This window comes from Streptomyces sp. NPDC058052 (genome assembly GCF_042885515.1).
Lineage (GTDB): Bacteria > Actinomycetota > Actinomycetes > Streptomycetales > Streptomycetaceae > Streptomyces.
On the sequence record NZ_JBHVRX010000005.1, the window covers coordinates 339,356 to 360,761 of the forward strand.

The window sequence follows — 21,406 nt, forward strand, 5'->3', positions numbered from 1 at the left end:
CGGGCCGACCCCCCACACCGTGCCTACGCACGGTAAATTTCAGGCCATGCCACGTGGACGCCACCGTCATTCCCCGCCTCTGCACAAGCTGATGCCGCCTTCCGCGGTCGCCGGCGCCGCGGTCGTCTGCGCCGCGGCGGCCTGGATCCCCGGGGAACTCGTGGTCGTGCGGCTGCTGGCCGCCGCGGCGGCGGCCGCCGCCGTCACCGGTGCCGTCCTGATGCGCGGCTGGGACCGCAGCGCCGGCCGCCAGGTCGCCGAGCTGACCCGGGCCCGCACCGCCGACCAGTGGAAGGCCGAGGAGCGCCTCGCCGAACTGGAGGCGGACCTGGAGGAGTCCCGCGCCCTGCGCATCCGCCTCGACGCCAAGCTCCGCGCCAAGCGCGTCGAACTGGCCGGACTGCGCGGCGAGCACGCCGACCTGCTGCGCCGCTACGCGACCGCCGAGACCGAGCGCGCCAGCGCCCTGGAGGGCCGCCGCGTCCTGGCCCAGGCGGGCGCGGGCGACGCCCCCAAGGAGCTGCCCGCCGCCGGCTCGACGCCGACCCCGGAGGCGTACCGCCGCGCCGCCGAGGCCCTGCGCGACCTGCCCCGCAACGCCGCCGCCCAGCGGGCCCGCCGCACCGCGGAGGCGGCCCGCGCCCGCGACCTCGCCGAGCGCGCCGCCGAGACCGAGGAGCCGCGCGGCCGGCACGCCGCCGAGCAGCACGCCCGCCCGGCCGCGCAGGACGCCCCGGCCGGCCCGGCGGCCCTCGCCCCCGCGGCCGCCGCCAAGGCCCTGCCCCCGGCGGCCCCGGCCCAGGACCGGACCCCGGCCGTCCCCGCGGCCAGCGCGATCGTCCCGTACGCGGCCCGCCGGCCCGTCCAGCGCACCGAGGGCGGCTTCGACTTCTTCGGCACCCAGAAGGCCGCGGCCATCGAGGCCGTCCAGGACACCGACCTCGCCGACGTGGTGGGCGAGGAGGTCCTGGAGGAGGCCCGCGCGGCGGCCGTGCTGCCGCACGCCCCCGCCCTCACCCCGGTCCCGGCCTCGGCCGCCGTCGAGGGGCCCGGGGAGCGCGCGGGCGAGGAGCCGGCCGGCGACGAGCCCGTCCTGGTCCGCCCCTCCGCCGCCGGCCCGATCGGCCAGGTCATCGACCTGACCGCGCACGACGAGACCGAGCAGCTCGACCTCGCCGAGCTGCGCGGCGCCGTCAACCAGTGACCGACCGCCTCGGCCTCCTCCTCCCGGAGGAGGTCCCGGCCCGCCGGGACGAGCTGATCGCCCTGTGCGCCCAGGCGTTCGCCGGCGCCCCCTGGCACGAGCCGCCGCTCGGCGCCGTACGGACCGTGGACCGGCTGCTCGACTCCGCCGCCCGGCGTCCCGGCTTCCGCGCGGCGGTCGCCCTCGGCCCCGACGACGCGCTCCTCGGTCTCGCCGCGGGCTGGACCGACACGGCCCTCTCCGGCGCCGCCCCCGCCTTCGAGCTCGCCGAACTCGTCGTGGCCCCCGCCCACCAGGGCCGCGGCCTCGGCCGGTCCCTCCACGACGCCCTGCTGGTGGTCGCTGGGGCCGGGCCCGCCCTGCTGATGACCCTCGACGTGCCGGAGCTGACGGACCGGTACGGGCGCTGGGGCTGGACGGTCGCCGGGCGCCGCCGCCCCGACCGGGAGGAACGGGACTACGTGGTGATGCGCCTGGACCGGGCGGACCGGGTCTGAGCGGCCCGGGCGGTCACTTGTCGATGTCGCCGACGACGAAGAAGAACGACCCCAGGATCGCGACCATGTCCGCGACCAGCGTCCCCGGCAGCAGCTCCACCAGCGCCTGGATGTTGTTGTACGAGGCCGAGCGCAGCTTCAGCCGGTACGGGGTTTTCTCGCCTTTCGACACCAGGTAGTAGCCGTTCAGCCCGAGCGGGTTCTCGGTCCAGGCGTACGTGTGGCCCTCCGGCGCCTTCAGCACCTTCGGCAGCCGCTGGTTGACCGGCCCCTGCGGCAGCTCGGCCAGCCGGTCCAGGCAGGCGTCCGCCAGCTCCAGCGCGTTGTGCGTCTGCTCCAGGAGGCACTCGAAGCGGGCCAGGCAGTCGCCCTCCTCGCGGACCACCACCCGCAGGGTGTCCTGGAGCTCCCCGTAGGCGAGGTACGGCTCGTCGCGCCGCAGGTCGAAGTCGACGCCGGAGGCGCGGGCGATCGGACCGGACACCCCGAAGGCGTGCACCGTCTCCGGGGCCAGGACCCCGACCCCGCGCGTGCGGGCGCGGAAGATCTCGTTGCCGAGGACCAGCCGGTCGTACACGTCCATCCGCGACCGCACGTCCGCGACCGCCTGGCGGGCCCGGCCGAGCCAGCCGGCCGGCAGGTCCTCCTTGAGGCCGCCGACCCGGTTGAACATGTAGTGCATCCGGCCGCCGGACACCTCCTCCATCACCGTCTGGAGCTCCTCGCGCTCCCGGAAGGCGTGGAAGACGGGCGTGATCCCGCCCAGCTCCAGCGGGTAGGAGCCCAGGAACATCAGATGGTTGAGGACCCGGTTCAGCTCCGCGAGCAGCGTCCGCAGCCACACGGCCCGCTCCGGCACCTCCATGCCGAGCATCCGCTCGACGCCCATCACCACACCGAGCTCGTTGGAGAACGCCGACAGCCAGTCGTGCCGGTTGGCCAGCATGACGATCTGGCGGTAGTCACGCGCCTCGAAGAGCTTCTCGGCACCCCGGTGCATGTAGCCCACGACGGGCTCCGCGTGCCGGATCACCTCGCCGTCGAGCACGAGCCGCAGCCGGAGCACGCCGTGCGTGGAGGGGTGCTGCGGTCCGATGTTCAGCACCATGTCGGTGCTCTCCGCCGCGCCGCCGATACCGACCGTGGTCTCCGTCATGCCGGACAGTATCCCCCGCCGAGCGGCCCGCTGGCGGGCCAGGGCCCAGCCTGTGGACAACCCGCCCGCTCCTCCCGGGGACGCGCGCCACCGCCCCGCGTCCGCCGCCCGGGACGCCCCGCGTCCGCCGCCCGGGGGACGCCCCGCCACGTACCCGCCCCGCCGCCCGAGCCCCGCCGCCCGAGCCCTCCGGACCGCCCGGACCCGCTGGTCCGACGGCGCTGGTCAGACCCGCTGGTCCAGCCACAGGAAGTCGCCCAGGCCGCCGCGCGCGGTCAGCTCCGCCGCCTCCCCGGCGGCGGACAGCGCCCGCACGTACGCCACGGGGTCGGCCGAGGCCAGCGCCAGCGGCGGCCGCCCGCCGGACACCCCGAGCCGGCGCAGCGCCTCCCGCTGGGTCGTCAGCTCCGCCTCCACGCGCGCGTGGACCGCCGCCGCGCAGGCGTCCAGGGCCACGTGCGAGGTGAGGTCGCCGCTGCCGTCCGGGACCGGCGCGACCTCGCGGCCCGCCCGGAAGCCGGTCAGCGTCCCGAAGGGCGGCCGGGAGTCCCGTACGTGCCCGTAGTCCACCGCCACCGCGCGGCCCGCCGCCAGCGAGCCGACGGCCGCCGCCCACGCCTCGTCCCGCGGCCGGCCGATCTCGGCCCGCTCGCCCGGCCCGGACAGCGGCCACCAGCGGGCCAGCCACTCCGCGTCCGGGCCCTCGACCGGGGCGCCCGGCCGCTCCGCACCGTCGCCGCGGACCTCCACGTACCGGACCGTGCCGTCCTCGCCGGCCTCGGCGACGTCCACCGGCACGTTGTCCAGCCACTCGTTCGCGAAGAGGAGCCCGCGCACCCCCTCCGGCGGCCGGGCCACCCACTCCACCCGCGGGTCGAGCCCGTCCGGCCGGGCGGCCCGCTCGACCGCGTACGCCCGCACCCGCAGGCCCGCCGGGACCGCCGCCAGCACCCCTGCCGCCAGCTCGGCGCGGCCCGCGCCCATGTCCACCAGGGCGACCTCGTCGGTGTCCAGCTCCTCCGCCGTCGCGACGAGCAGCCGCGCCACCGCCGCCGCGAAGAGCGGCGAGGCGTGCACCGAGGTGCGGAAGTGCCCCGCGGGGCCCTCGGGGCGCAGGAAGAAGCCACCGGGGCCGTACAGCGCCCGCTCCGTGGCCTCCCGCCAGCCCCGCCACTCCCGCCCGTCGCCCGCCGGCAGGTCCGTCCCGTCCGTCACGTCATCCGTCACGCGCCCCAGTCTCCACCCCGGGGTGTACGGGTCCCGCCGCAAGGATCGACCGCACGGTTGATCCCCCGCCCGCACCCGTTCCCTACTCTGGGTTACGTGCAGCGCCTCTACGACTTCATCCGCAGCCACCCGACGGGCGTCGACGTCTTCTGGGCCGTCGTCCTCCTCGGGATGTCCGCGCTGTGGATCGGGTCGGTGTCCCCGCCCCCCGCCCGAGCCGTCGGCTACGGGGTGGTCGCCACGCTCTTCTCCCTGGTCGTCGCCCTGCGGCGGCGGGCCCCCGAGCGGATGCTGCTCCTGGCCGTCGCCCTCGGCGTCGTCCAGCTCGTCCTCGACCTGGAGACGTTCCTGGCGGACTTCGCCATGCTCGTCGTGATCTTCACCGTCGCCGCCCACGACGGCCCCCGCTGGGCCTCGCGGCTCGCCCTCGTCGGCGGGCTCTGCGCGGCCCCGCTCTCCCAGCTGAGATGGCCGCTGGAGGAGACGGTCTCGGTGCCCGCCCGGGTCTTCTTCACGGTGATCATGGCCGTGCCGTTCGCCCTCGCCTGGGTCCTCGGCGACTCGCTCCGCACCCGCCGCGCCTACTTCGCGCAGCTGGAGGAGAAGGCCGCCCGGCTGGAGAAGGAGCGGGCGGCGCAGGCCAAGGTCGCGGTCGCCGCCGAGCGGGCCCGGATCGCCCGCGAGCTCCACGACGTCGTCGCGCACAACGTGTCGGTCATGGTCGTGCAGGCCGACGGCGCCGCCTACGTCATGGACTCCTCCCCGGAGACCGCCAAGCAGGCCCTGGAGACCATCTCCACCACCGGCCGGCAGGCGCTCGCCGAGATGCGCCGGCTGCTCGGCATCCTGCGCACCGGCGAGCACCGCGAGGCGGGCGAGTACGTGCCGCAGCCCGACGTGGAGCAGATCGAGGAGCTGGTCGAGCAGGTCAGGAGCGCCGGCCTGACGGTCGACCTCACCGTCGAGGGCACCCCGCGCGAGCTGCCCACCGGCGTCGGCCTGACCGCCTACCGGATCGTCCAGGAAGCCCTCACCAACACCCGCAAGCACGGCGGCCCCGACGTCGGTGCCAGCGTCCGGCTCGTCTACTTCGACGACGGCCTCGGCCTGCTCGTCGAGGACGACGGCCGGGGCGCCCCCCAGGAGATGTACGAGGACGGCGGCGCCGACGGGCGCGGCCACGGCCTCATCGGCATGCGGGAGCGGGTCGGCATGGTGGGCGGCACCCTGGACACGGGCCCGCGCCCGGGCGGCGGTTTCCGGATCAGCGCCCTGCTGCCGCTCAAGCCCGCACACTGAGAGCCCGAGCTCCGTCCCCACCCACCGAAGGAACCGCATGTCCATCCGCGTGATGCTCGTCGACGACCAGGTGCTCCTCCGCACCGGTTTCCGCATGGTGCTGGCCGCCCAGCCCGACATGGAGGTCGTGGCGGAGGCGGGCGACGGGGCGGAGGCCCTGGAGGTGCTGCGGGCCACCCAGGTCGACGTGGTCCTCATGGACGTCCGGATGCCGCGCCTCGACGGGGTGGAGGCGACCCGCCGGATCTGCGCCGAGCCCGACGCCCCGAAGGTCCTCATCCTGACCACCTTCGACCTCGACGAGTACGCGTTCTCCGGCCTGAAGGCCGGCGCGAGCGGCTTCATGCTGAAGGACGTGCCCCCGGCCGAACTGCTCGGCGCGATCCGTTCGGTGCACAGCGGCGACGCCGTCGTCGCCCCCTCGACCACCCGCCGCCTGCTGGACCGCTTCTCCCCGATGCTCCCGTCCTCCGGCCGCGAGCCCGAGCACCGCGAGCTGGAGAGGCTGACCGAGCGCGAGCGCGAGGTCATGCTCCTCGTCGCCCAGGGCCTCTCCAACGGCGAGATCGCCGCCCGTCTGGTCCTCTCCGAGGCGACGGTCAAGACCCACGTGGGCCGCATCCTCACCAAGCTGGGCCTGCGCGACCGCGTCCAGGTCGTCGTCCTCGCGTACGAGACGGGCCTGGTCCGCGCGGGCGGCGGCGCCAAGGGCTGACCGGCGGCCGGTGCCGGGGCTCAGCGCAGCACCGACTCCAGGAAGTCGCTGCCCAGGCGGGCGACGACCGAGAAGTCCAGCTGGTGGAGGACGTAACGGCCCCGGCGGCGGGTGGTGAGGAGCCCGGCCTTCCGCAGGACGGCCAGGTGCCGGGAGACCTCCGGCGCCGTGATGCCGTACGTGTCCGCCAGCTCGCTCGTCGAGTACGGGCCGCGCGCCAGGCTCCGGCACATCCGCATCCGCACCGGGTGGGCGAGCGCGTCGAGGCGGAGCCGCACGGTCTCGACCGACTCCAGGCCGCCGACCTCGCGGCTCGCCGCCGGGTACATGATCACCGGCTGCCAGCCGGGCGAGTACAGGGCCATCAGATGCGGCCGGCCGAAGGCGCTCGGCACCAGCGTCACGGCTCCGGCCCGCGCGTCCGCCCGGGCCTCCATCAGCTTGTCGACCACGATCCGGCTGCTCTCGCCGTCCTCCTCCAGGCTCAGCGCCGGCGAGGCGTCCGCGAGGGCCTCGGCCAGCCCCTTGTGACGCATCAGCTCCGTCTTGTGGCGGGCGTCCGCGGCGAGCTGCACCCGGATCCGCCGCCAGGCGTCGCCGAAGAACGCCTCGTCGCAGTCCTCCAGGAGACGCCGGATCCACGCGCGCGTGGCGGTGGGGGCGACGAGCATCCGCTCCGCGAACGCGGCCTGGCGCGGACCGCGCGCGGCGGCCAGGTCCAGGGCCCGCCGCGCGGACCGCTCGTCGACCAGCGGCGACGGGATGCCGCCCCGGGCGTAGAGCGGGCTGCACGAGATCTCCAGGGCGGCGCCGACGAACTTCTCGTCGTCCAGCCGGTCCAGGTCGTCGAGCTCCTCGGCCAGCGTCTCCCGGGGCCGCGCCGGCAGCAGGAAGTCCGAGCGGGTCGACCGCCACATGAAGTCCGCCTCCAGGAGCCGGTCGGCGAGGCCGGGCTCCAGGGCGGCGGCGGTCGCCGTCGCCCACGCGTGGTGGCCGGGATGGTGACCCGGCTCCGCCAGGACGTGGACGGCGTTGCCGAGCTCGGCCAGCGGCGAGGGGCAGAAGACGATCCGCTCGGGCGGCACTCCGGTGATGTCGATGGTCACGCTCACGCCCCCATGGTGCGGGACGCACCGGGGACTCCGTCGCTCCGATTGACGAGGCCCGTCAATCGGAGGGCGGGGCGGCCCGCGGCGGCCCCAGGGTGAGCCCATGGACGCGCTGCAGCAGCACCTCTTCGACAGCTACCGGTCCGCGCAGCGGGGCGAGTCCGCCCCGCCCGCCCCCGGCACCCACGACCTGGCCGTGCTGCGCGGGCTCCGCGACCACCGCCGCTTCGAGCGGGTGGTGGCCGGCCGCCCCGCGACCGGCCGCCTCCGCGCGGCCCTGGCCCGGCTGGTGCGGGCCCTCAGCGGGCGACGAGCGCCAGGAAGTCGCGTACGGCCGTCCTGACGTCCTCCGCCGTCCACTCCAGACCCGCCGCCGCCACCGTCACCTCGGTGACGGCGGTCCCCGGCGGGCCGCCCGCGCCCGGCGGGGACCAGCGGCGGAAGAGGCAGGCCCCGGTCCGCTCGGTCAGGGCGAGCGCCGCCGCCGTGAGGACGTCCGGCTCGTACGGCAGCCACACCTGGAACTGGTGGGTGTGCGGCACCTCCGGGTGGATCCGGAACCAGCCGGGACCGCCCTCCGCCGCGAGCGCCTCGCGCAGCGCCTCGGCCACCACGCGCGCGTGCGCCACGTACGACGGCAGCCGGGGCAGCTCGGTGTCCAGGCCGCGCAGCGCCGCCAGCGCCACCGGGTACTGCTGGAAGACCTGGCCCCCGTACCGGTGGAGCCAGACCCGCGCCTCCGCCACCAGGTCCTCGGGACCGGCCAGCGCCGCCCCCGACATCCCGTCGAGGGACTTGTAGAACGAGACGTACACGCTGTCCGCGAGCCCGGCGATCTCCGCGAGCGGACGGCCGAAATGCGTCGGGCACTCCCACAGCCGGGCGCCGTCGAAGTGGACCACCGCGTCCCGCTCCCGGGCCGCCCCGACCGCCGCGGTCAGCTCCTCCCAGGACGGCAGCACGAAGCCCGCGTCCCGCAGCGGCAGCTCCAGCATCAGCGTCCCGAAGGGCTCCGGGTGGTCCCGCACCTCCTCGGCCGTCGGCAGCCGGGGCGCGTCCGTCGGGTGCACCGTCCGCAGCCCCGACACCGCCCCGAGGGCGCCGTCCTCGTGGACCTCGGGGTGGGCCAGCGGGTGGAGGGCGACGACCGGGCTGCCGGTGCGCCCGGCCCAGCAGCGCAGCGCCACCTGCTGGGCCATGGTGCCGGTGGGGAAGAAGACGGCGGCGGGCATGCCCAGCTCCGCGGCGATCCGCTCCTCCAGGACCTCCACCAGCCCGTCGCCGTACAGGTCGGGGGCGGCGTCCGCGAGGCCCGCGGCGTCCGTCCAGTCGGCGAGCGCGCGCAGCCGTCCGCCGACCGTGCCGTCCACGGACGGCCGCCACATCGAGCGGGTGGCACCGCCCCACACCTGGGCGCGGTACCGCCGCGCGGCACCCTCGTCGGGCGCCGCCTCGGCGGACCCTCCGTCGGTCGTCCCGGCGACCCCGTCGTCCGTCGTCCCGGCGGTCCCGCCGGTCACCTCACCGGGCGTCTCCGGTGGCAGTGCATCCACATCCATGGGCAGATCATCACACCGTCGCCCGCACCGCCGCTCACGACTTTCGGGCGACCGGGGGAGGGACGAAACGCTGGCGTAGCATGACCAGAAATCGTCCGGTACCCGCCGAGGACTGGAACGGAAGGCCGTACCCACCGTGAACGCACCATCAGCGCCAGAGCCCAGGGCCGAGGACCGGCCCGCCCGGCTCACCGTAGGAGTCGTCGGCGCCGGCCGCGTCGGCCCCGCCCTCGCCGCCTCCCTCCAGCTCGCCGGACACCGCCCCGTCGCCGTCTCCGCGGTCTCCGACGCCTCCCGGCGCCGCGCCGCCGAGCTCCTGCCGGACGTACCGGTGGTGGAGCCCGCGCGCGTCCTCGCCCTCGCCGACCTCGTCCTGCTCACCGTCCCGGACGACGCCCTGCCGGGCCTCGTCGAGGGGCTCGCCGGGACCGGAGCCGTCCGGCCCGGACAGCTGATCGTCCACACCTCGGGGCGGTACGGCGCCCGGGTCCTCGACCCGGCCCGCCGCGCGGGCGCCCTCCCGCTGGCCCTCCACCCGGCCATGACCTTCACCGGCACCGCCGTCGACGTGCAGCGGCTGGCCGGCTGCTCCTTCGGGGTGACCGCGCCGGAGGAGCTGCGGCTCGCGGCCGAGGCCCTGGTCATCGAGATGGGCGGGGAGCCCGAGTGGATCGCCGAGGAGGCCCGGCCGCTCTACCACGCGGCCCTCGCCCTCGGCGCGAACCACCTGGTCACCCTGGTGGCCCAGTCGATGGAGCTGCTCCGCACGGCCGGCGTCGCCGCCCCCGACCGGATGCTCGGCCCCCTCCTCGGCGCCGCGCTGGACAACGCGCTGCGGTCCGGCGACGCCGCCCTGACCGGCCCCGTCGCCCGCGGCGACGCCGGCACGGTCGCCGCCCACGTGGCCGAGCTCCGCAAGCACGCGCCGGGCACCGTCGCCGGCTACCTCGCGATGGCCCGCACCACCGCCGACCGGGCCCTCGCGCACGGCCTGCTCAAGCCCGAACTGGCCCAGGACCTGCTGGGCGTCCTGGCCGCCGACCCCGGCGCCGACACGACCGGACCCGCCGACGGGCCCCGAGGAGACGACCGATGAGCCCGACCGACCGGACGAGCCCCGGACGCCACGCGCCCGCGGAGCTGGTCTCCACGCGCGCGGAGCTGGAGCGGGCGCGGTCCCGCTTCGGCGGCGAGCCGGGGACCAACGCCGTCGTGATGACCATGGGCGCCCTCCACGAGGGGCACGCCACCCTGATCCGGGCCGCCCGCGAGCGGGTCGGCGCGCACGGCTTCGTCGTCGTCACCGTCTTCGTCAACCCGCTCCAGTTCGGCGCCGGCGAGGACCTCGACCGCTACCCCCGTACCCTCGACGCCGACCTGGAGCTGGCCTTCGCCAACGGCGCGAGCGCCGTCTTCGCCCCCTCCGCCGACGAGGTGTACCCCGGTGGGCAGCCCCAGGTCCGGATCACCGCCGGCCCCATGGGCGACCGTCTGGAGGGCGCCTCCCGGCCCGGGCACTTCGACGGCGTCCTCACCGTCGTCGCCAAGCTGCTCCACCTCACCCGGCCCGACCTGGCCCTCTTCGGCCAGAAGGACGCCCAGCAGCTGGCCGTCATCCGCCGCATGGCGCGGGACCTGAACTTCCCGGTCGAGATCGTCGGCGTCCCGACCGTCCGCGAGACCGACGGCCTCGCCCTGTCGAGCCGCAACCGCTACCTGTCGCCCCCGGAGCGGCACACCGCCCTCGCCCTCTCCCGGGCCCTGTTCGCCGCCCGCGACCGGCTCGCCGCGCAGGAGGCCCTGCACGCGCGCGCCGTCGCCCTGCCGGGCGCCCAGGGGCGCGCCGGGAACCGCGCGGAGGCGCTCTCCCGGATCGGCGAGGCCCGGGCAGCCGCCGACGCGCACGCGGTCGCGCAGGCCGGCGACGGCGGCGGCGCCGAGGCCGTGCGGGCCGCCGCGCGGGCCGTCCTGGACGAGGCGGCGAAGGCGGAGCCGCCGCTGGTCCTCGACTACCTGGCCCTGATCGACCCGGCCGACTTCACCGAGGTCGAGGACGCCCACCGGGGCGAGGCGATCCTCGCGCTCGCCGCGCGCGTGGGCACCACCCGCCTCATCGACAACATCCCGCTGACCTTCGGAGCCACCCAGGGAGCCGCCACGTGACCGGAATACGGCTGCACGCCCCCGCGCCGGGCTGGGACATCGACGCCGACGTCGTCGTGGTCGGCTCCGGCGTCGCCGGACTGACGGCCGCCCTGCGCTGCACCGCCGCCGGGCTCCGTACGGTCGTCGTCACCAAGGCCAACCTGGACGACGGCTCCACCCGCTGGGCCCAGGGCGGCATCGCCGCCGCCCTCGGCGAGGGCGACACCCCCGGCCAGCACCTGGACGACACCCTCGTCGCCGGAGCCGGGCTCTGCGACGAGCCGGCCGTCCGCCTCCTCGTCACCGAGGGCCCGGACGCCGTCCGCCGGCTCATGGCCACCGGCGCCGACTTCGACCGCACCGACGACGGCGAGATCGCCCTCACCCGCGAGGGCGGCCACCACCGCCGCCGGATCGCCCACGCGGGCGGCGACGCCACCGGAGCGGAGATCTCCCGGGCCCTCGTCGAGGCCATCCGCGCGCAGGGCGTCCGCACCATCGAGCACGCGCTCGTCCTCGACCTCCTCAAGGACGACGAGGGCCGCACCGCCGGCGTCACCCTGCACGTCATGGGCGAGGGCCAGCACGACGGCGTCGGCGCCGTCCGCGCCCCCGCCGTGGTCCTCGCCACCGGCGGCATGGGCCAGGTCTTCTCGGCCACCACCAACCCGTCCGTCTCCACCGGCGACGGCGTCGCCCTCGCGCTCCGCGCGGGCGCCGAGGTCTCCGACCTGGAGTTCGTGCAGTTCCACCCGACCGTGCTCTTCCTCGGCACCGGCGCCGAGGGCCAGCAGCCGCTGGTCTCCGAGGCGGTCCGCGGCGAGGGCGCGCACCTGGTGGACGCGGACGGCGTCCGGTTCATGCTCGGGCAGCACGAGCTGGCCGAGCTGGCGCCCCGGGACATCGTCGCCAAGGCGATCACCCGCCGCATGCAGGAGCAGGACGCCGCGCACATGTACCTCGACGCCCGGCACTTCGGCGCCGAGATGTGGGAGCACCGCTTCCCCACGATCCTGGCCGCCTGCCGGGCGCACGGCATCGACCCGGTCACCGAACCGATCCCGGTCGCCCCGGCCGCCCACTACGCCTCCGGCGGCATCCGCACCGACCTGCTCGGGCGCACCACCGTCCCCGGTCTGTACGCGTGCGGCGAGGTCGCCTGCACGGGCGTCCACGGCGCCAACCGGCTCGCCTCGAACTCCCTCCTGGAGGGCCTGGTCTTCGCCGAGCGGATCGCCGCGGACATCGCCGGGCACGGCCCGCACCGCGAGGGCGTGCTCCGGACCGAGCCGGGGACGACGGTGCTGACGCTGCTCGCCCCCGAGGTCCGCCGGGAGATCCAGCGGATCATGACCCGGGACGCGGGCGTGCTGCGCTCGGCCGCCTCCCTGACGGCCGCCGCCGACGCCCTGGAGGCGCTCCGGCAGGACGCCGAGGAGGAGCGCAAGGCGGCCGAGCCGGGCGTCGACTCCTGGGAGACCACCAACCTGCTCTGCGTGGCCCGGGTCCTGGCCGCGGCCGCCCTGGCGCGCGAGGAGACCCGCGGCTGCCACTGGCGCGAGGACCGCCCGGACCGGGACGACGAGCGGTGGCGCCGCCACCTGGTCGTCCGCCTCACGCCCGACCGCCGGCCGGTGGTGCGCACCACCGAGACCGCGGACTTTCCGCCCGTAACCCCCGAAGCCCCCAGGGAGCCGCAGCCGTGAGCACGCCCGAGGAAGCCCGTCCCGAGCCCGTGGACGTCCCTCTCATCCAGATCAGCTCGTACGAGGAGACCGGCGGCTGCGGCGACGGCTGCGGCTGCGGCGACGCCGAGGAGTACGAGTGCGGGCTCGACCCCGCGCTCGCCCAGCTGCTCGCCGACGCCGGCCTCGACCCCGTCCAGGTCGAGGACATCGCCCACCTGGCGATCGCCGAGGACCTCGACGGCGGCGTGGACGTGACGACGGTGGCGACCGTCCCCGAGGACGCCGTCGCGACCGCCGACTTCGTGGCCCGCGAGGCCGGCGTGGTCGCCGGTCTGCGGGTGGCCGAGGCGGTCCTGTCGATCGTCTGCACCGAGGAGTTCGAGGTCGAGCGGCACCGCGAGGACGGCGAGCGCGTCGAGCCCGGCGACCTGCTGCTCAGCGTCACCGCCCGCACCCGCGACCTGCTGACGGGCGAGCGCAGCGCGCTGAACATCCTGTGCCGCCTCTCCGGCATCGCCACCGCCACGCGCGCGTGGGCGGACGCCCTGGAGGGCACGAAGGCCAAGGTCCGCGACACCCGCAAGACGACGCCGGGCCTGCGCGCCCTGGAGAAGTACGCGGTCCGCTGCGGCGGCGGCGTCAACCACCGGATGTCGCTCTCGGACGCGGCCCTGGTGAAGGACAACCACGTGGTGGCGGCCGGCGGGGTCGCCGAGGCGTTCAAGGCCGTCCGGGAGGCGTTCCCGGAGGTGCCGATCGAGGTCGAGGTCGACACGATGCACCAGGTCCGCGAGGTGCTGGACGCGGGCGCCGACCTGATCCTGCTGGACAACTTCACCCCGGGCGAGACCGAGGAGGCGGTGGCCCTGGTCGGCGGCCGCGCGGTCCTGGAGTCCTCGGGCCGGCTCACCCTGGAGAACGCGGCGGCGTACGCGGCGACCGGCGTGGACTACCTGGCGGTCGGCGGCCTCACGCACTCCTCCCCGATCCTCGACATCGGCCTGGACCTGCGCGAGGTGCGCGGCTGATGCTGCTCACCATCGACGTCGGCAACACGCACACGGTCCTCGGGCTCTTCGACGGCGAGGAGATCGTCGAGCACTGGCGGATCTCCACGGATCCCAGCAGGACCGCCGACGAGATGGCGGTCCTGCTCCAGGGCCTGATGGGCATGCACCCGCTGCTCGGCGCCGAGCTGAGCGACGGCATCGAGGGGATCGCGATCTGCGCGACGGTCCCCTCGGTGCTGCACGAGCTGCGCGAGGTGACCCGCCGCTACTACGGGGACGTGCCGGCGGTCCTCGTGGAGCCCGGCGTGAAGACGGGCGTGCCGATCCTCACCGACAACCCGAAGGAGGTCGGCGCGGACCGCATCATCAACGCGGTCGCGGCGGTCGAGCTCTACGGCGGTCCGGCGATCGTGGTCGACTTCGGCACGGCGACCACGTACGACGCGGTCACCGCGCGCGGGGAGTACGCGGGCGGCGCGATCGCCCCCGGCATCGAGATCTCGGTCGAGGCGCTCGGCGTGAAGGGCGCGATGCTCCGCAAGATCGAGCTGGTCCGGCCGCGCGGGGTGATCGGGAAGAACACGGTCGAGGCGATGCAGTCCGGCATCGTCTTCGGCTACGCGGGCCAGGTGGACGGCGTCGTCGCCCGGATGAAGCGCGAGCTGGTCGGCCCGAAGGGCGACCCGTCGACCGTCACCGTGATCGCCACCGGCGGCCTCGCGCCGATGGTCCTGCGGGACTCGGCGGAGATCGACCGGCACGAGCCCTGGCTGACGCTGATCGGCCTGCGCCTGGTCTACGAGCGGAACGTCTCCCGCATGTGACCCCGCCGGGTGCCGCCCGCGGCGGCTCCCCGGGGCACCGCCCTGACCGGGCCGCCCGGGTGCGGCACCGCGCGGTCACGACGCCCTGGCCGGGCCGCCCCGGGTGCACCGTCCTGACCGGGTCGCCGCGGGTGCGGCACCGCGCGGTCACGACGCTTCGCGGTGATCGCACCCGCGACGGGAGGCATGCGCCTGGGGGCGGGAATCCGCAGGTGGAGGGGCATTCGGCGCCGACGCGCCGGATGATCGCTAAGCGAAATTTGTCCGATTAGCGCGTATCGTCGGGCCATGCCCACGCCATACGGATCCCGCGGCGGCATGGCGTTCAGCGCGGACGAGCTGCGTGTGCTCCGACGCGCCCTCGCCAACGCCCTCCACCCCGCCCCCCTCCCGGACGAGGACGTCCGCGACGCCCTCCGCCTGGCCGATTCCGTGGACGAGGTCGTGCGCGAGGCGGGCCGGCTGCGCGCCTTCCTCCTCGACGACCTCGCCCGCTACCGGGAGGCGCTCCCCGGCTCGCTCCCCGGCTACCTGGACCTTCTGGAGGACTCCCTGGCCGGCGGGTACGACCCCGGGGCCGACGACCTCGCCGCCCTGCGGGCGCTGCGCGCCGCCCCCGCCGCCGCCCGGCTGCTCGACCGCTGCCAGATCCTCGCCGAGCGCTCCGTGAGGGCCCGCCTCGCGCGCGTCTCCCAGGCCACCGCGAGCGCCCCGGCCGCCGCCTCCCGGGCCCGGCTGCTCGCCCTGCCCGGCGGCCGCGCGTCCGAGGAGCCCCGGCCCGAGCCGCCCCGCCCGGCCCCCGCCGAGCGCCCGGTGCCCAAGCCCTCCGAGGTCTTCCCGCCGCGCCGGCGGCCCGTGCCGCCGCCCCCGCCCGAGGAGCGGGTCGCGGGCTAGCTACTCTGGTCGCCATGGACTACGTATCCGCGCTTTTGCCCCCCGTCGTGATGGCTGCGTTCTTCATCGCCCTGATCGTCGTGATCGTGAAGACCCAGGGCGGCCCGAACAAGGCCAAGGAGGACGCGGCGGTCGACGCGGCGCTCGCCCGCGCGGAGGCCGCCCGCCAGGCGGACGGCACCGACGCGTAGGACCCCCGAACCCCCGAGGGGCGCATGACCGTCCGCGGTCGGCGCCCCTTTTGTCGCGTTCTGGCCGCGATTCGGGGATCAATAACCGTTCTTCCCGGAATCTCCTACTAGGCTGAGTCCGTGCCCCGCCCCTTGGGAGAACTCGAAGACGCCGTCATGACGCGCGTCTGGCAATGGAACCGCCCGGTGACCGTCCGGGAAGTCCTGGAAGACCTCCAGCAGGAACGCTCCATCGCCTACACCACCGTCATGACCGTCATGGACAATCTCCATCAGAAGGGCTGGGTGCGCAGGGAAGTCGAAGGCCGCGCCTATCGATATACGGCGGTCTCCACCCGCGCCGCCTACTCGGCCGCACTGATGAACGACGCCTGGGCGCAGAGCGACAACCCCGCGGCCGCCCTGGTCGCCTTCTTCGGGATGATGTCCCCGGAACAGCGCGAGTCCCTCAACGACGCCATCCGCATCGTCCAGCGCGACAACCCGCTTCCCGCGCCCGAGGAGGGCGGAGGGGAACCGGCGCCCTCCTAGCGGTACCGTCCCCCCATGTCGAAAGCCGTCACCGTACGCCGTGCCCGCACCTCCGACGTCGCCGCCGTGCGACGTCTGGTCGATCCCTACGCGCGCCGTGGCATCCTCCTCGACAAGGCCACGGTGACGCTTTACGAGGACATCCAGGAGTTCTGGGTCGCGGAACGCGACGAGGACGCGGAGGTCGTCGGAGTCGGCGCCCTGCACGTCATGTGGGAAGACCTCGCGGAAGTCCGTACGCTCGCCGTCGATCCCGAGTCCAAGGGCGCCGGCGTGGGTCATCAGCTGCTCGCCCAGTTGTTGCAGACCGCGCGCTGGCTCGGTGTGCGCAGGGTTTTCTGTCTCACCTTCGAAGTCGACTTCTTCGCGAAGCACGGCTTCGTCGAGATCGGTGAGACCCCGGTCGACGGAGATGTCTACAGCGAGCTCCTCCGTTCCTATGACGAGGGTGTCGCGGAGTTCCTCGGTCTCGAACGAGTGAAGCCGAACACCTTGGGCAACAGCCGGATGCTTCTGCACCTGTGACCGGAAGCCCGGGGGAACCCGGACGGAACCCCGGCGGAACCCTATGTCCGAATCGCGTACGTTTCCCGCGTTGCCGAGGTTCTGAACCTCTGCCAGGGGTTTGTGTTTTTCCCGGAAAAGCGGTTTCCTTTCCGCGTACTGCATTTTCGATGAAAGGAAATCCGGTGGCACAGAAGGTTCAGGTCCTTCTTGTCGACGACCTCGACGGTGTCGAGGCGGACGAGACCGTGACGTTCGCGCTGGACGGCAAGACCTACGAGATCGACCTCACCACCGCCAACGCGGAAAAGCTCCGTGGCCTGCTCGAGCCGTACACCGCCAACGGACGCCGCACCGGCGGCCGCACCACCACGGGCCGCGGCAAGGGCCGCCCCGCCGCCTCCGGCAGCCAGGACACGGCGAAGATCCGCGCCTGGGCCAAGGAGAACGGCATGGAGGTCAACGACCGCGGCCGCGTCCCCGCCCACGTCAAGGCGGCCTACGAGGACGCGAACCGCTGAGGCGTCCCCCGCTGAGCCGCCGGTCCGCCGGTCCGGGCGCTCAGCAGCCGCAGCCGATGGCACTCCACCGCGGCCGCGGCCACCAGGCGCGTCAGGCACGGGGCCTCCGCACGGCCCCACGGCCCGGACCTCGGCGCCGGCAGCGAGGACTCCACCTCGCGCCCCGGCCCGGGAGCCCGCAGCCACACGGCGGCGCCCGGCGCGCCGGAGCCACCCCGCCCCGGAGGCAGGGGAGCGGTCATCCGGCCGTCGGCGCCCAGCGCCGCGAGATCCAGTGAGATCCCGCCCCACTCCAGCCACTCCAGCAGACCGGGAAGCTCCTCCGCGCTCCCCGCTGCCACCAGGAGCCGCATGCGGCGCCCCATCAGCGCCACCGGCCCCGTCGCGGCGCCCACCCGGCGCAGGACCGCCCGGCCGGCCGCCGCGGGCAGCTCCAGCACGTCGAAGCGGAGCCCCGTCACCAGCTGCACCGGCGGGCCCGGCACCGTCGCCCACCCGAGCTCCCGCTCGTACCAGAGCGAGAGCGCCCGTCCGCCGTCGATCGGCGAGCGGGGAAAGGGGACGGTGAGGGCCATGCCCGGGGAACTCCCGGGGAGCCGGGGAGGTTACGGCCCCGGGCGTCACCGGTGACGTAACGTTCCGGTCCGGGGACCCGAGGTGTCCGGGAATGGGGTGTACGAGTGCATTCGGCGGCGCAACTCTGTTCGCTGGTAGCGGAGGGACCCCGGGTGCGCCGCATGGAGTGTCGGACCCTACGGGTAAGACATTCCTAGTGGAGAGGGGTGACTCCTCGGGCCGGGCCGTCTCACGTTCGCCATCGGCGTACTCAAGGCGGGGGTAACTACTTGGCCTGCGGGAACATCGTCTCGCACCATCGAGTTGGAGCATTTGTCGGCTGTTCGGCAGCGGACCACCCCATGGACAAGGGGGTGATCCGGACGGATGTCGGCAGTTGGAATGAGCGGTCCCCGCTTGCGGGACTAAGCTGCGGAAGGACAGGGAGGGGATCGACCCCTAACTGACTGACCGCTCTGAGGAGCGATTAACGATGTTCGAGAGGTTCACCGACCGCGCGCGGCGGGTTGTCGTCCTGGCTCAGGAAGAAGCCCGGATGCTCAACCACAACTACATCGGCACCGAGCACATCCTTCTGGGCCTTATCCACGAGGGTGAGGGTGTCGCCGCTAAGGCCCTGGAGAGCCTCGGGATTTCGCTCGAGGCGGTCCGCCAGCAGGTGGAGGAGATCATCGGCCAGGGCCAGCAGGCCCCGTCCGGCCACATCCCCTTCACCCCTCGTGCCAAGAAGGTCCTGGAGCTCTCGCTCCGCGAGGCCCTCCAGCTCGGCCACAACTACATCGGCACCGAGCACATCCTGCTCGGCCTGATCCGCGAGGGCGAGGGCGTCGCCGCCCAGGTCCTCGTGAAGCTGGGCGCCGACCTCAATCGGGTGCGGCAGCAGGTCATCCAGCTGCTCTCCGGTTACCAGGGGAAGGAAGCCGCCACCGCCGGCGGTCCCGCCGAGGGCACCCCCTCGACGTCCCTGGTCCTCGACCAGTTCGGCCGCAACCTCACCCAGGCGGCCCGCGAGTCCAAGCTCGACCCGGTCATCGGGCGCGAGAAGGAGATCGAGCGGGTCATGCAGGTGCTGTCCCGCCGCACCAAGAACAACCCGGTCCTCATCGGCGAGCCCGGCGTCGGCAAGACCGCCGTCGTCGAGGGCCTGGCGCAGGCCATCGTCAAGGGCGAGGTGCCCGAGACCCTCAAGGACAAGCACCTCTACACCCTGGACCTCGGCGCGCTGGTCGCCGGCTCCCGCTACCGCGGTGACTTCGAGGAGCGCCTGAAGAAGGTCCTCAAGGAGATCCGCACCCGCGGCGACATCATCCTGTTCATCGACGAGCTCCACACCCTCGTGGGTGCGGGCGCCGCCGAGGGCGCGATCGACGCCGCCAGCATCCTCAAGCCGATGCTGGCCCGCGGTGAGCTCCAGACCATCGGCGCCACCACGCTCGACGAGTACCGCAAGTACCTGGAGAAGGACGCCGCCCTCGAGCGCCGCTTCCAGCCCATCCAGGTCGCCGAGCCGTCGCTGCCGCACACCATCGAGATCCTCAAGGGTCTGCGCGACCGGTACGAGGCCCACCACCGCGTCTCCATCACCGACGAGGCCCTCGTCCAGGCCGCGACGCTGGCCGACCGGTACATCTCGGACCGCTTCCTCCCGGACAAGGCGATCGACCTGATCGACGAGGCCGGCTCCCGGATGCGCATCCGCCGGATGACCGCGCCGCCGGACCTCCGCGAGTTCGACGAGAAGATCGCCGGCGTCCGCCGCGACAAGGAGTCCGCGATCGACTCGCAGGACTTCGAGAAGGCCGCGTCCCTGCGCGACAAGGAGAAGCAGCTCCTCGCCGCGAAGGCCAAGCGGGAGAAGGAGTGGAAGGCCGGCGACATGGACGTCGTCGCCGAGGTCGACGGCGAGCTGATCGCCGAGGTCCTCGCGACCGCCACCGGCATCCCGGTCTTCAAGCTGACCGAGGAGGAGTCCTCGCGTCTGCTCCGCATGGAGGACGAGCTCCACAAGCGCGTCATCGGCCAGAAGGACGCCGTCATCGGCCTCTCGCGCGCCATCCGGCGTACGCGGGCCGGTCTGAAGGACCCGAAGCGCCCCGGCGGCTCGTTCATCTTCGCCGGTCCGTCCGGTGTCGGTAAGACCGAGCTTTCCAAGGCGCTCGCCGAATTCCTCTTTGGCGACGAGGACGCGATGATCTCCCTCGACATGTCGGAGTTCAGCGAGAAGCACACGGTTTCCCGTCTCTTCGGCTCGCCGCCCGGATACGTCGGCTACGAAGAGGGCGGCCAGCTCACCGAGAAGGTGCGCCGCAAGCCGTTCTCCGTCGTCCTCTTCGACGAGGTCGAGAAGGCCCACCCCGATATCTTCAATTCCCTGCTCCAGATCCTGGAGGACGGTCGCCTGACCGACTCCCAGGGCCGGGTCGTGGACTTCAAGAACACGGTCATCATCATGACGACCAACCTCGGGACCAGGGACATCTCGAAGGGCTTCAACCTGGGCTTCGCCGCCCAGGGCGACACGAAGTCCAACTATGAGCGGATGAAGGCGAAGGTCAGCGAGGAGCTGAAGCAGCACTTCCGCCCCGAGTTCCTCAACCGTGTCGACGACGTCATCGTCTTCCCGCAGCTGACCCAGGACGACATCCTCCAGATCGTCGACCTGATGATCGGCCGCGTGGACGAGCGCCTCAAGGACCGGGACATGGGCATCGAGCTCTCCCAGTCCGCCAAGGAGCTCCTGGCGAGGAAGGGCTACGACCCGGTCATGGGCGCCCGGCCGCTGCGCCGGACGATCCAGCGCGAGGTCGAGGACTCGCTCTCCGAGAAGATCCTCTTCGGCGAGCTGCGCCCCGGTCACATCGTGGTCGTGGACACCGAGGGCGAGGGCGAGGAGCAGAAGTTCACCTTCCGCGGCGAGGAGAAGGCGGCCCTGCCGGACGCTCCGCCGGTCGCGGCGGGCGAGACGGGCCCGAACCTGTCCAAGGACGCGTAAGCACGGTCCGCGCCTAAGGGGCGGCCCCGGAACCACACGGTTCCGGGGCCGCCCCTATTTTCGGTGGGGCCGGATTCCGGTGCGTGGTCGGACGCTGCGCACGGGGCGGGGCCGTCCGGGCCCGGCGGGACGAGGAGGCCCTGGAGCCGGGGGAACGCCCCTGCCGGCCGTTCCGGCCGGGCGGGGGGCCGTCCAGCCCGTCAGGGCCGGTCCCGGCCGGTGAGACCCGCTCCGGGGACGTCGCCGGCCGGCGGTCTCCTCGGCGGCGGGCCGATCGCGGCCGACGCGAGCCGGGTGCCGATGAGCGCTGATTCCAGGCCCCTCCCCGAGCGTCCCCGGTGCGGGCGGCGTCGTACGGGACGGTCGCGCGGAGGCTCCGGTTGCGTGACCCAGGTCCCAATGGCAGGCCCCGCGCGGTGACAAGCGGCACAGGGGTTTTAAGGGGTACTAGACGGGATCGTAGTGTTGATAAGGGGCGAATCGGGACGTTCAGGAGTCAACCGCCGGGACCTGGGTCCCGAGTCGGTCGAATCGGGCGCCGCGCCGCCCCCCGGGCCGTGCGGGGCCCCGCCGACATGGCGCTAAACCTAGAAACTTGGGTTGATATGTCCGATTTCAAGGACGGCCCCCGGGGGTGTCAAGAGCCGTATTCCTGTGGAGATCGCTACGACCTTGTGTCGTAGATGGGGTGTTTTGGGATGACCTGGGTGGCGGGTTACCAAGGAACAGCCAGCCCGGCGCAACGCACCGATCGCGTCGGGTCC

The 21,406-nt window shown here is 74.1% G+C and carries 21 protein-coding genes; 16 read left to right on the forward strand and 5 right to left on the reverse strand.

What is annotated here, in order from left to right; genetic code table 11:
- Window positions 1-46 precede the first annotated feature (46 nt).
- Window positions 47-1,204 (forward strand): hypothetical protein, encoded by a 1,158-nt coding sequence (locus ACFVU3_RS10400; protein WP_390065377.1) that lies wholly within the window; start codon window positions 47-49, stop codon window positions 1,202-1,204.
- Window positions 1,201-1,701, forward strand: a complete 501-nt coding sequence (locus ACFVU3_RS10405) for a GNAT family N-acetyltransferase (protein ID WP_390065379.1) — start codon at window positions 1,201-1,203, stop codon at window positions 1,699-1,701. Before ACFVU3_RS10400 ends, ACFVU3_RS10405 begins: the two co-directional genes overlap by 4 nt.
- A gap of 13 nt (window positions 1,702-1,714) precedes the next feature.
- Here ACFVU3_RS10405 and ACFVU3_RS10410 read toward each other — a convergent pair whose 3' ends face one another.
- Both ACFVU3_RS10410 and ACFVU3_RS10415 read right to left on the reverse strand, forming a co-directional pair.
- Window positions 1,715-2,857, reverse strand: a complete 1,143-nt coding sequence (locus ACFVU3_RS10410; RefSeq protein WP_390065380.1) for an NADH-quinone oxidoreductase subunit D — start codon at window positions 2,855-2,857, stop codon at window positions 1,715-1,717.
- 225 nt (window positions 2,858-3,082) lie between these two features.
- On the reverse strand, window positions 3,083-4,084 hold the full coding sequence (locus tag ACFVU3_RS10415) for an SAM-dependent methyltransferase (RefSeq protein ID WP_390065382.1): 1,002 nt from the start codon (window positions 4,082-4,084) through the stop codon (window positions 3,083-3,085).
- 96 nt (window positions 4,085-4,180) lie between these two features.
- On the opposite strand from ACFVU3_RS10415, the gene ACFVU3_RS10420 reads away from it, so the two are divergent.
- Complete coding sequence (locus ACFVU3_RS10420) at window positions 4,181-5,383, forward strand: sensor histidine kinase (protein ID WP_390065384.1); 1,203 nt, start codon at window positions 4,181-4,183, stop codon at window positions 5,381-5,383.
- Window positions 5,384-5,420: 37 nt separating this feature from the next.
- Window positions 5,421-6,098: a response regulator gene (locus ACFVU3_RS10425; RefSeq protein WP_390065386.1), complete on the forward strand. Its 678-nt coding sequence runs from the start codon at window positions 5,421-5,423 to the stop codon at window positions 6,096-6,098.
- A 20-nt stretch (window positions 6,099-6,118) separates the two neighbouring features.
- On the opposite strand, the gene ACFVU3_RS10430 is transcribed toward ACFVU3_RS10425, so the two are convergent.
- On the reverse strand, window positions 6,119-7,210 hold the full coding sequence (locus tag ACFVU3_RS10430) for a DUF5937 family protein (RefSeq protein WP_390065388.1): 1,092 nt from the start codon (window positions 7,208-7,210) through the stop codon (window positions 6,119-6,121).
- Window positions 7,211-7,310: 100 nt separating this feature from the next.
- On the opposite strand from ACFVU3_RS10430, the gene ACFVU3_RS10435 reads away from it, so the two are divergent.
- Window positions 7,311-7,550, forward strand: coding sequence for a hypothetical protein (locus ACFVU3_RS10435; RefSeq protein WP_390065390.1), 240 nt, complete (start codon window positions 7,311-7,313; stop codon window positions 7,548-7,550).
- Here ACFVU3_RS10435 and ACFVU3_RS10440 read toward each other — a convergent pair.
- Window positions 7,507-8,766 carry a threonine aldolase family protein gene (locus ACFVU3_RS10440; RefSeq protein ID WP_390065392.1) on the reverse strand — a complete coding sequence of 420 codons (1,260 nt, stop codon included), beginning with the start codon at window positions 8,764-8,766 and terminating at the stop codon, window positions 7,507-7,509. The genes ACFVU3_RS10435 and ACFVU3_RS10440 overlap by 44 nt on opposite strands.
- 136 nt (window positions 8,767-8,902) lie before the next feature.
- Between ACFVU3_RS10440 and ACFVU3_RS10445 the strand changes: the two genes are divergently transcribed.
- The 10 genes from ACFVU3_RS10445 to ACFVU3_RS10490 all read left to right on the forward strand — a co-directional run bounded on the left by ACFVU3_RS10445 (window position 8,903) and on the right by ACFVU3_RS10490 (window position 17,074).
- A complete protein-coding gene (locus ACFVU3_RS10445) occupies window positions 8,903-9,862 on the forward strand; it encodes a Rossmann-like and DUF2520 domain-containing protein (protein WP_390065393.1) in 960 nt (319 codons plus the stop codon).
- On the forward strand, window positions 9,859-10,929 hold the full coding sequence (gene panC / locus ACFVU3_RS10450; protein ID WP_390065394.1) for a pantoate--beta-alanine ligase: 1,071 nt from the start codon (window positions 9,859-9,861) through the stop codon (window positions 10,927-10,929). Before ACFVU3_RS10445 ends, panC begins: the two co-directional genes overlap by 4 nt.
- Entirely contained in the window at window positions 10,926-12,617 is a 1,692-nt protein-coding gene (locus ACFVU3_RS10455; protein ID WP_390065395.1) for an L-aspartate oxidase, read from the forward strand. Before panC ends, ACFVU3_RS10455 begins: the two co-directional genes overlap by 4 nt.
- Window positions 12,614-13,627, forward strand: a complete 1,014-nt coding sequence (nadC, locus tag ACFVU3_RS10460; RefSeq protein WP_390065397.1) for a carboxylating nicotinate-nucleotide diphosphorylase — start codon at window positions 12,614-12,616, stop codon at window positions 13,625-13,627. The genes ACFVU3_RS10455 and nadC overlap by 4 nt, the downstream gene beginning before the upstream one ends.
- On the forward strand, window positions 13,627-14,433 hold the full coding sequence (locus ACFVU3_RS10465) for a type III pantothenate kinase (protein ID WP_169093168.1): 807 nt from the start codon (window positions 13,627-13,629) through the stop codon (window positions 14,431-14,433). The genes nadC and ACFVU3_RS10465 overlap by 1 nt, the downstream gene beginning before the upstream one ends.
- A 318-nt stretch (window positions 14,434-14,751) precedes the next feature.
- A complete protein-coding gene (locus ACFVU3_RS10470) occupies window positions 14,752-15,327 on the forward strand; it encodes a hypothetical protein (protein WP_390065472.1) in 576 nt (191 codons plus the stop codon).
- 14 nt (window positions 15,328-15,341) lie between these two features.
- Complete coding sequence (locus ACFVU3_RS10475; RefSeq protein ID WP_390065398.1) at window positions 15,342-15,518, forward strand: hypothetical protein; 177 nt, start codon at window positions 15,342-15,344, stop codon at window positions 15,516-15,518.
- 120 nt (window positions 15,519-15,638) lie between these two features.
- Entirely contained in the window at window positions 15,639-16,049 is a 411-nt protein-coding gene (locus tag ACFVU3_RS10480; RefSeq protein ID WP_390065400.1) for a BlaI/MecI/CopY family transcriptional regulator, read from the forward strand.
- A 15-nt stretch (window positions 16,050-16,064) separates the two neighbouring features.
- Entirely contained in the window at window positions 16,065-16,574 is a 510-nt protein-coding gene (locus ACFVU3_RS10485) for an amino-acid N-acetyltransferase (protein ID WP_390065401.1), read from the forward strand.
- Window positions 16,575-16,738: 164 nt separating this feature from the next.
- Complete coding sequence (locus ACFVU3_RS10490) at window positions 16,739-17,074, forward strand: Lsr2 family protein (RefSeq protein WP_390065403.1); 336 nt, start codon at window positions 16,739-16,741, stop codon at window positions 17,072-17,074.
- Here ACFVU3_RS10490 and ACFVU3_RS10495 read toward each other — a convergent pair.
- Window positions 17,053-17,649 carry an SCO3374 family protein gene (locus ACFVU3_RS10495; RefSeq protein ID WP_390065405.1) on the reverse strand — a complete coding sequence of 199 codons (597 nt, stop codon included), beginning with the start codon at window positions 17,647-17,649 and terminating at the stop codon, window positions 17,053-17,055. The two genes, ACFVU3_RS10490 and ACFVU3_RS10495, sit on opposite strands and share 22 nt — an antisense overlap.
- Before the next feature lie 473 nt (window positions 17,650-18,122).
- On the opposite strand from ACFVU3_RS10495, the gene ACFVU3_RS10500 reads away from it, so the two are divergent.
- Window positions 18,123-20,642, forward strand: coding sequence for an ATP-dependent Clp protease ATP-binding subunit (locus tag ACFVU3_RS10500; protein ID WP_390065407.1), 2,520 nt, complete (start codon window positions 18,123-18,125; stop codon window positions 20,640-20,642).
- Window positions 20,643-21,406 lie beyond the last annotated feature (764 nt).

What these genes read in the sequence shown, in the direction of transcription:
- ACFVU3_RS10400 (WP_390065377.1), top strand. Translation starts at nt 47, where the DNA reads ATGCCACGTGGACGCCACCGTCATTCCCCGCCTCTGCACAAGCTGATG.
- ACFVU3_RS10410 (WP_390065380.1), bottom strand. Translation starts at nt 2,857, where the DNA reads ATGACGGAGACCACGGTCGGTATCGGCGGCGCGGCGGAGAGCACCGAC.
- ACFVU3_RS10425 (WP_390065386.1), top strand. Translation starts at nt 5,421, where the DNA reads ATGTCCATCCGCGTGATGCTCGTCGACGACCAGGTGCTCCTCCGCACC.
- ACFVU3_RS10435 (WP_390065390.1), top strand. Translation starts at nt 7,311, where the DNA reads ATGGACGCGCTGCAGCAGCACCTCTTCGACAGCTACCGGTCCGCGCAG.
- ACFVU3_RS10440 (WP_390065392.1), bottom strand. Translation starts at nt 8,766, where the DNA reads ATGGATGTGGATGCACTGCCACCGGAGACGCCCGGTGAGGTGACCGGC.
- panC (WP_390065394.1), top strand. Translation starts at nt 9,859, where the DNA reads ATGAGCCCGACCGACCGGACGAGCCCCGGACGCCACGCGCCCGCGGAG.
- ACFVU3_RS10465 (WP_169093168.1), top strand. Translation starts at nt 13,627, where the DNA reads ATGCTGCTCACCATCGACGTCGGCAACACGCACACGGTCCTCGGGCTC.
- ACFVU3_RS10470 (WP_390065472.1), top strand. Translation starts at nt 14,752, where the DNA reads ATGGCGTTCAGCGCGGACGAGCTGCGTGTGCTCCGACGCGCCCTCGCC.
- ACFVU3_RS10475 (WP_390065398.1), top strand. Translation starts at nt 15,342, where the DNA reads ATGGACTACGTATCCGCGCTTTTGCCCCCCGTCGTGATGGCTGCGTTC.
- ACFVU3_RS10485 (WP_390065401.1), top strand. Translation starts at nt 16,065, where the DNA reads ATGTCGAAAGCCGTCACCGTACGCCGTGCCCGCACCTCCGACGTCGCC.
- ACFVU3_RS10495 (WP_390065405.1), bottom strand. Translation starts at nt 17,649, where the DNA reads ATGGCCCTCACCGTCCCCTTTCCCCGCTCGCCGATCGACGGCGGACGG.
- ACFVU3_RS10500 (WP_390065407.1), top strand. Translation starts at nt 18,123, where the DNA reads ATGTTCGAGAGGTTCACCGACCGCGCGCGGCGGGTTGTCGTCCTGGCT.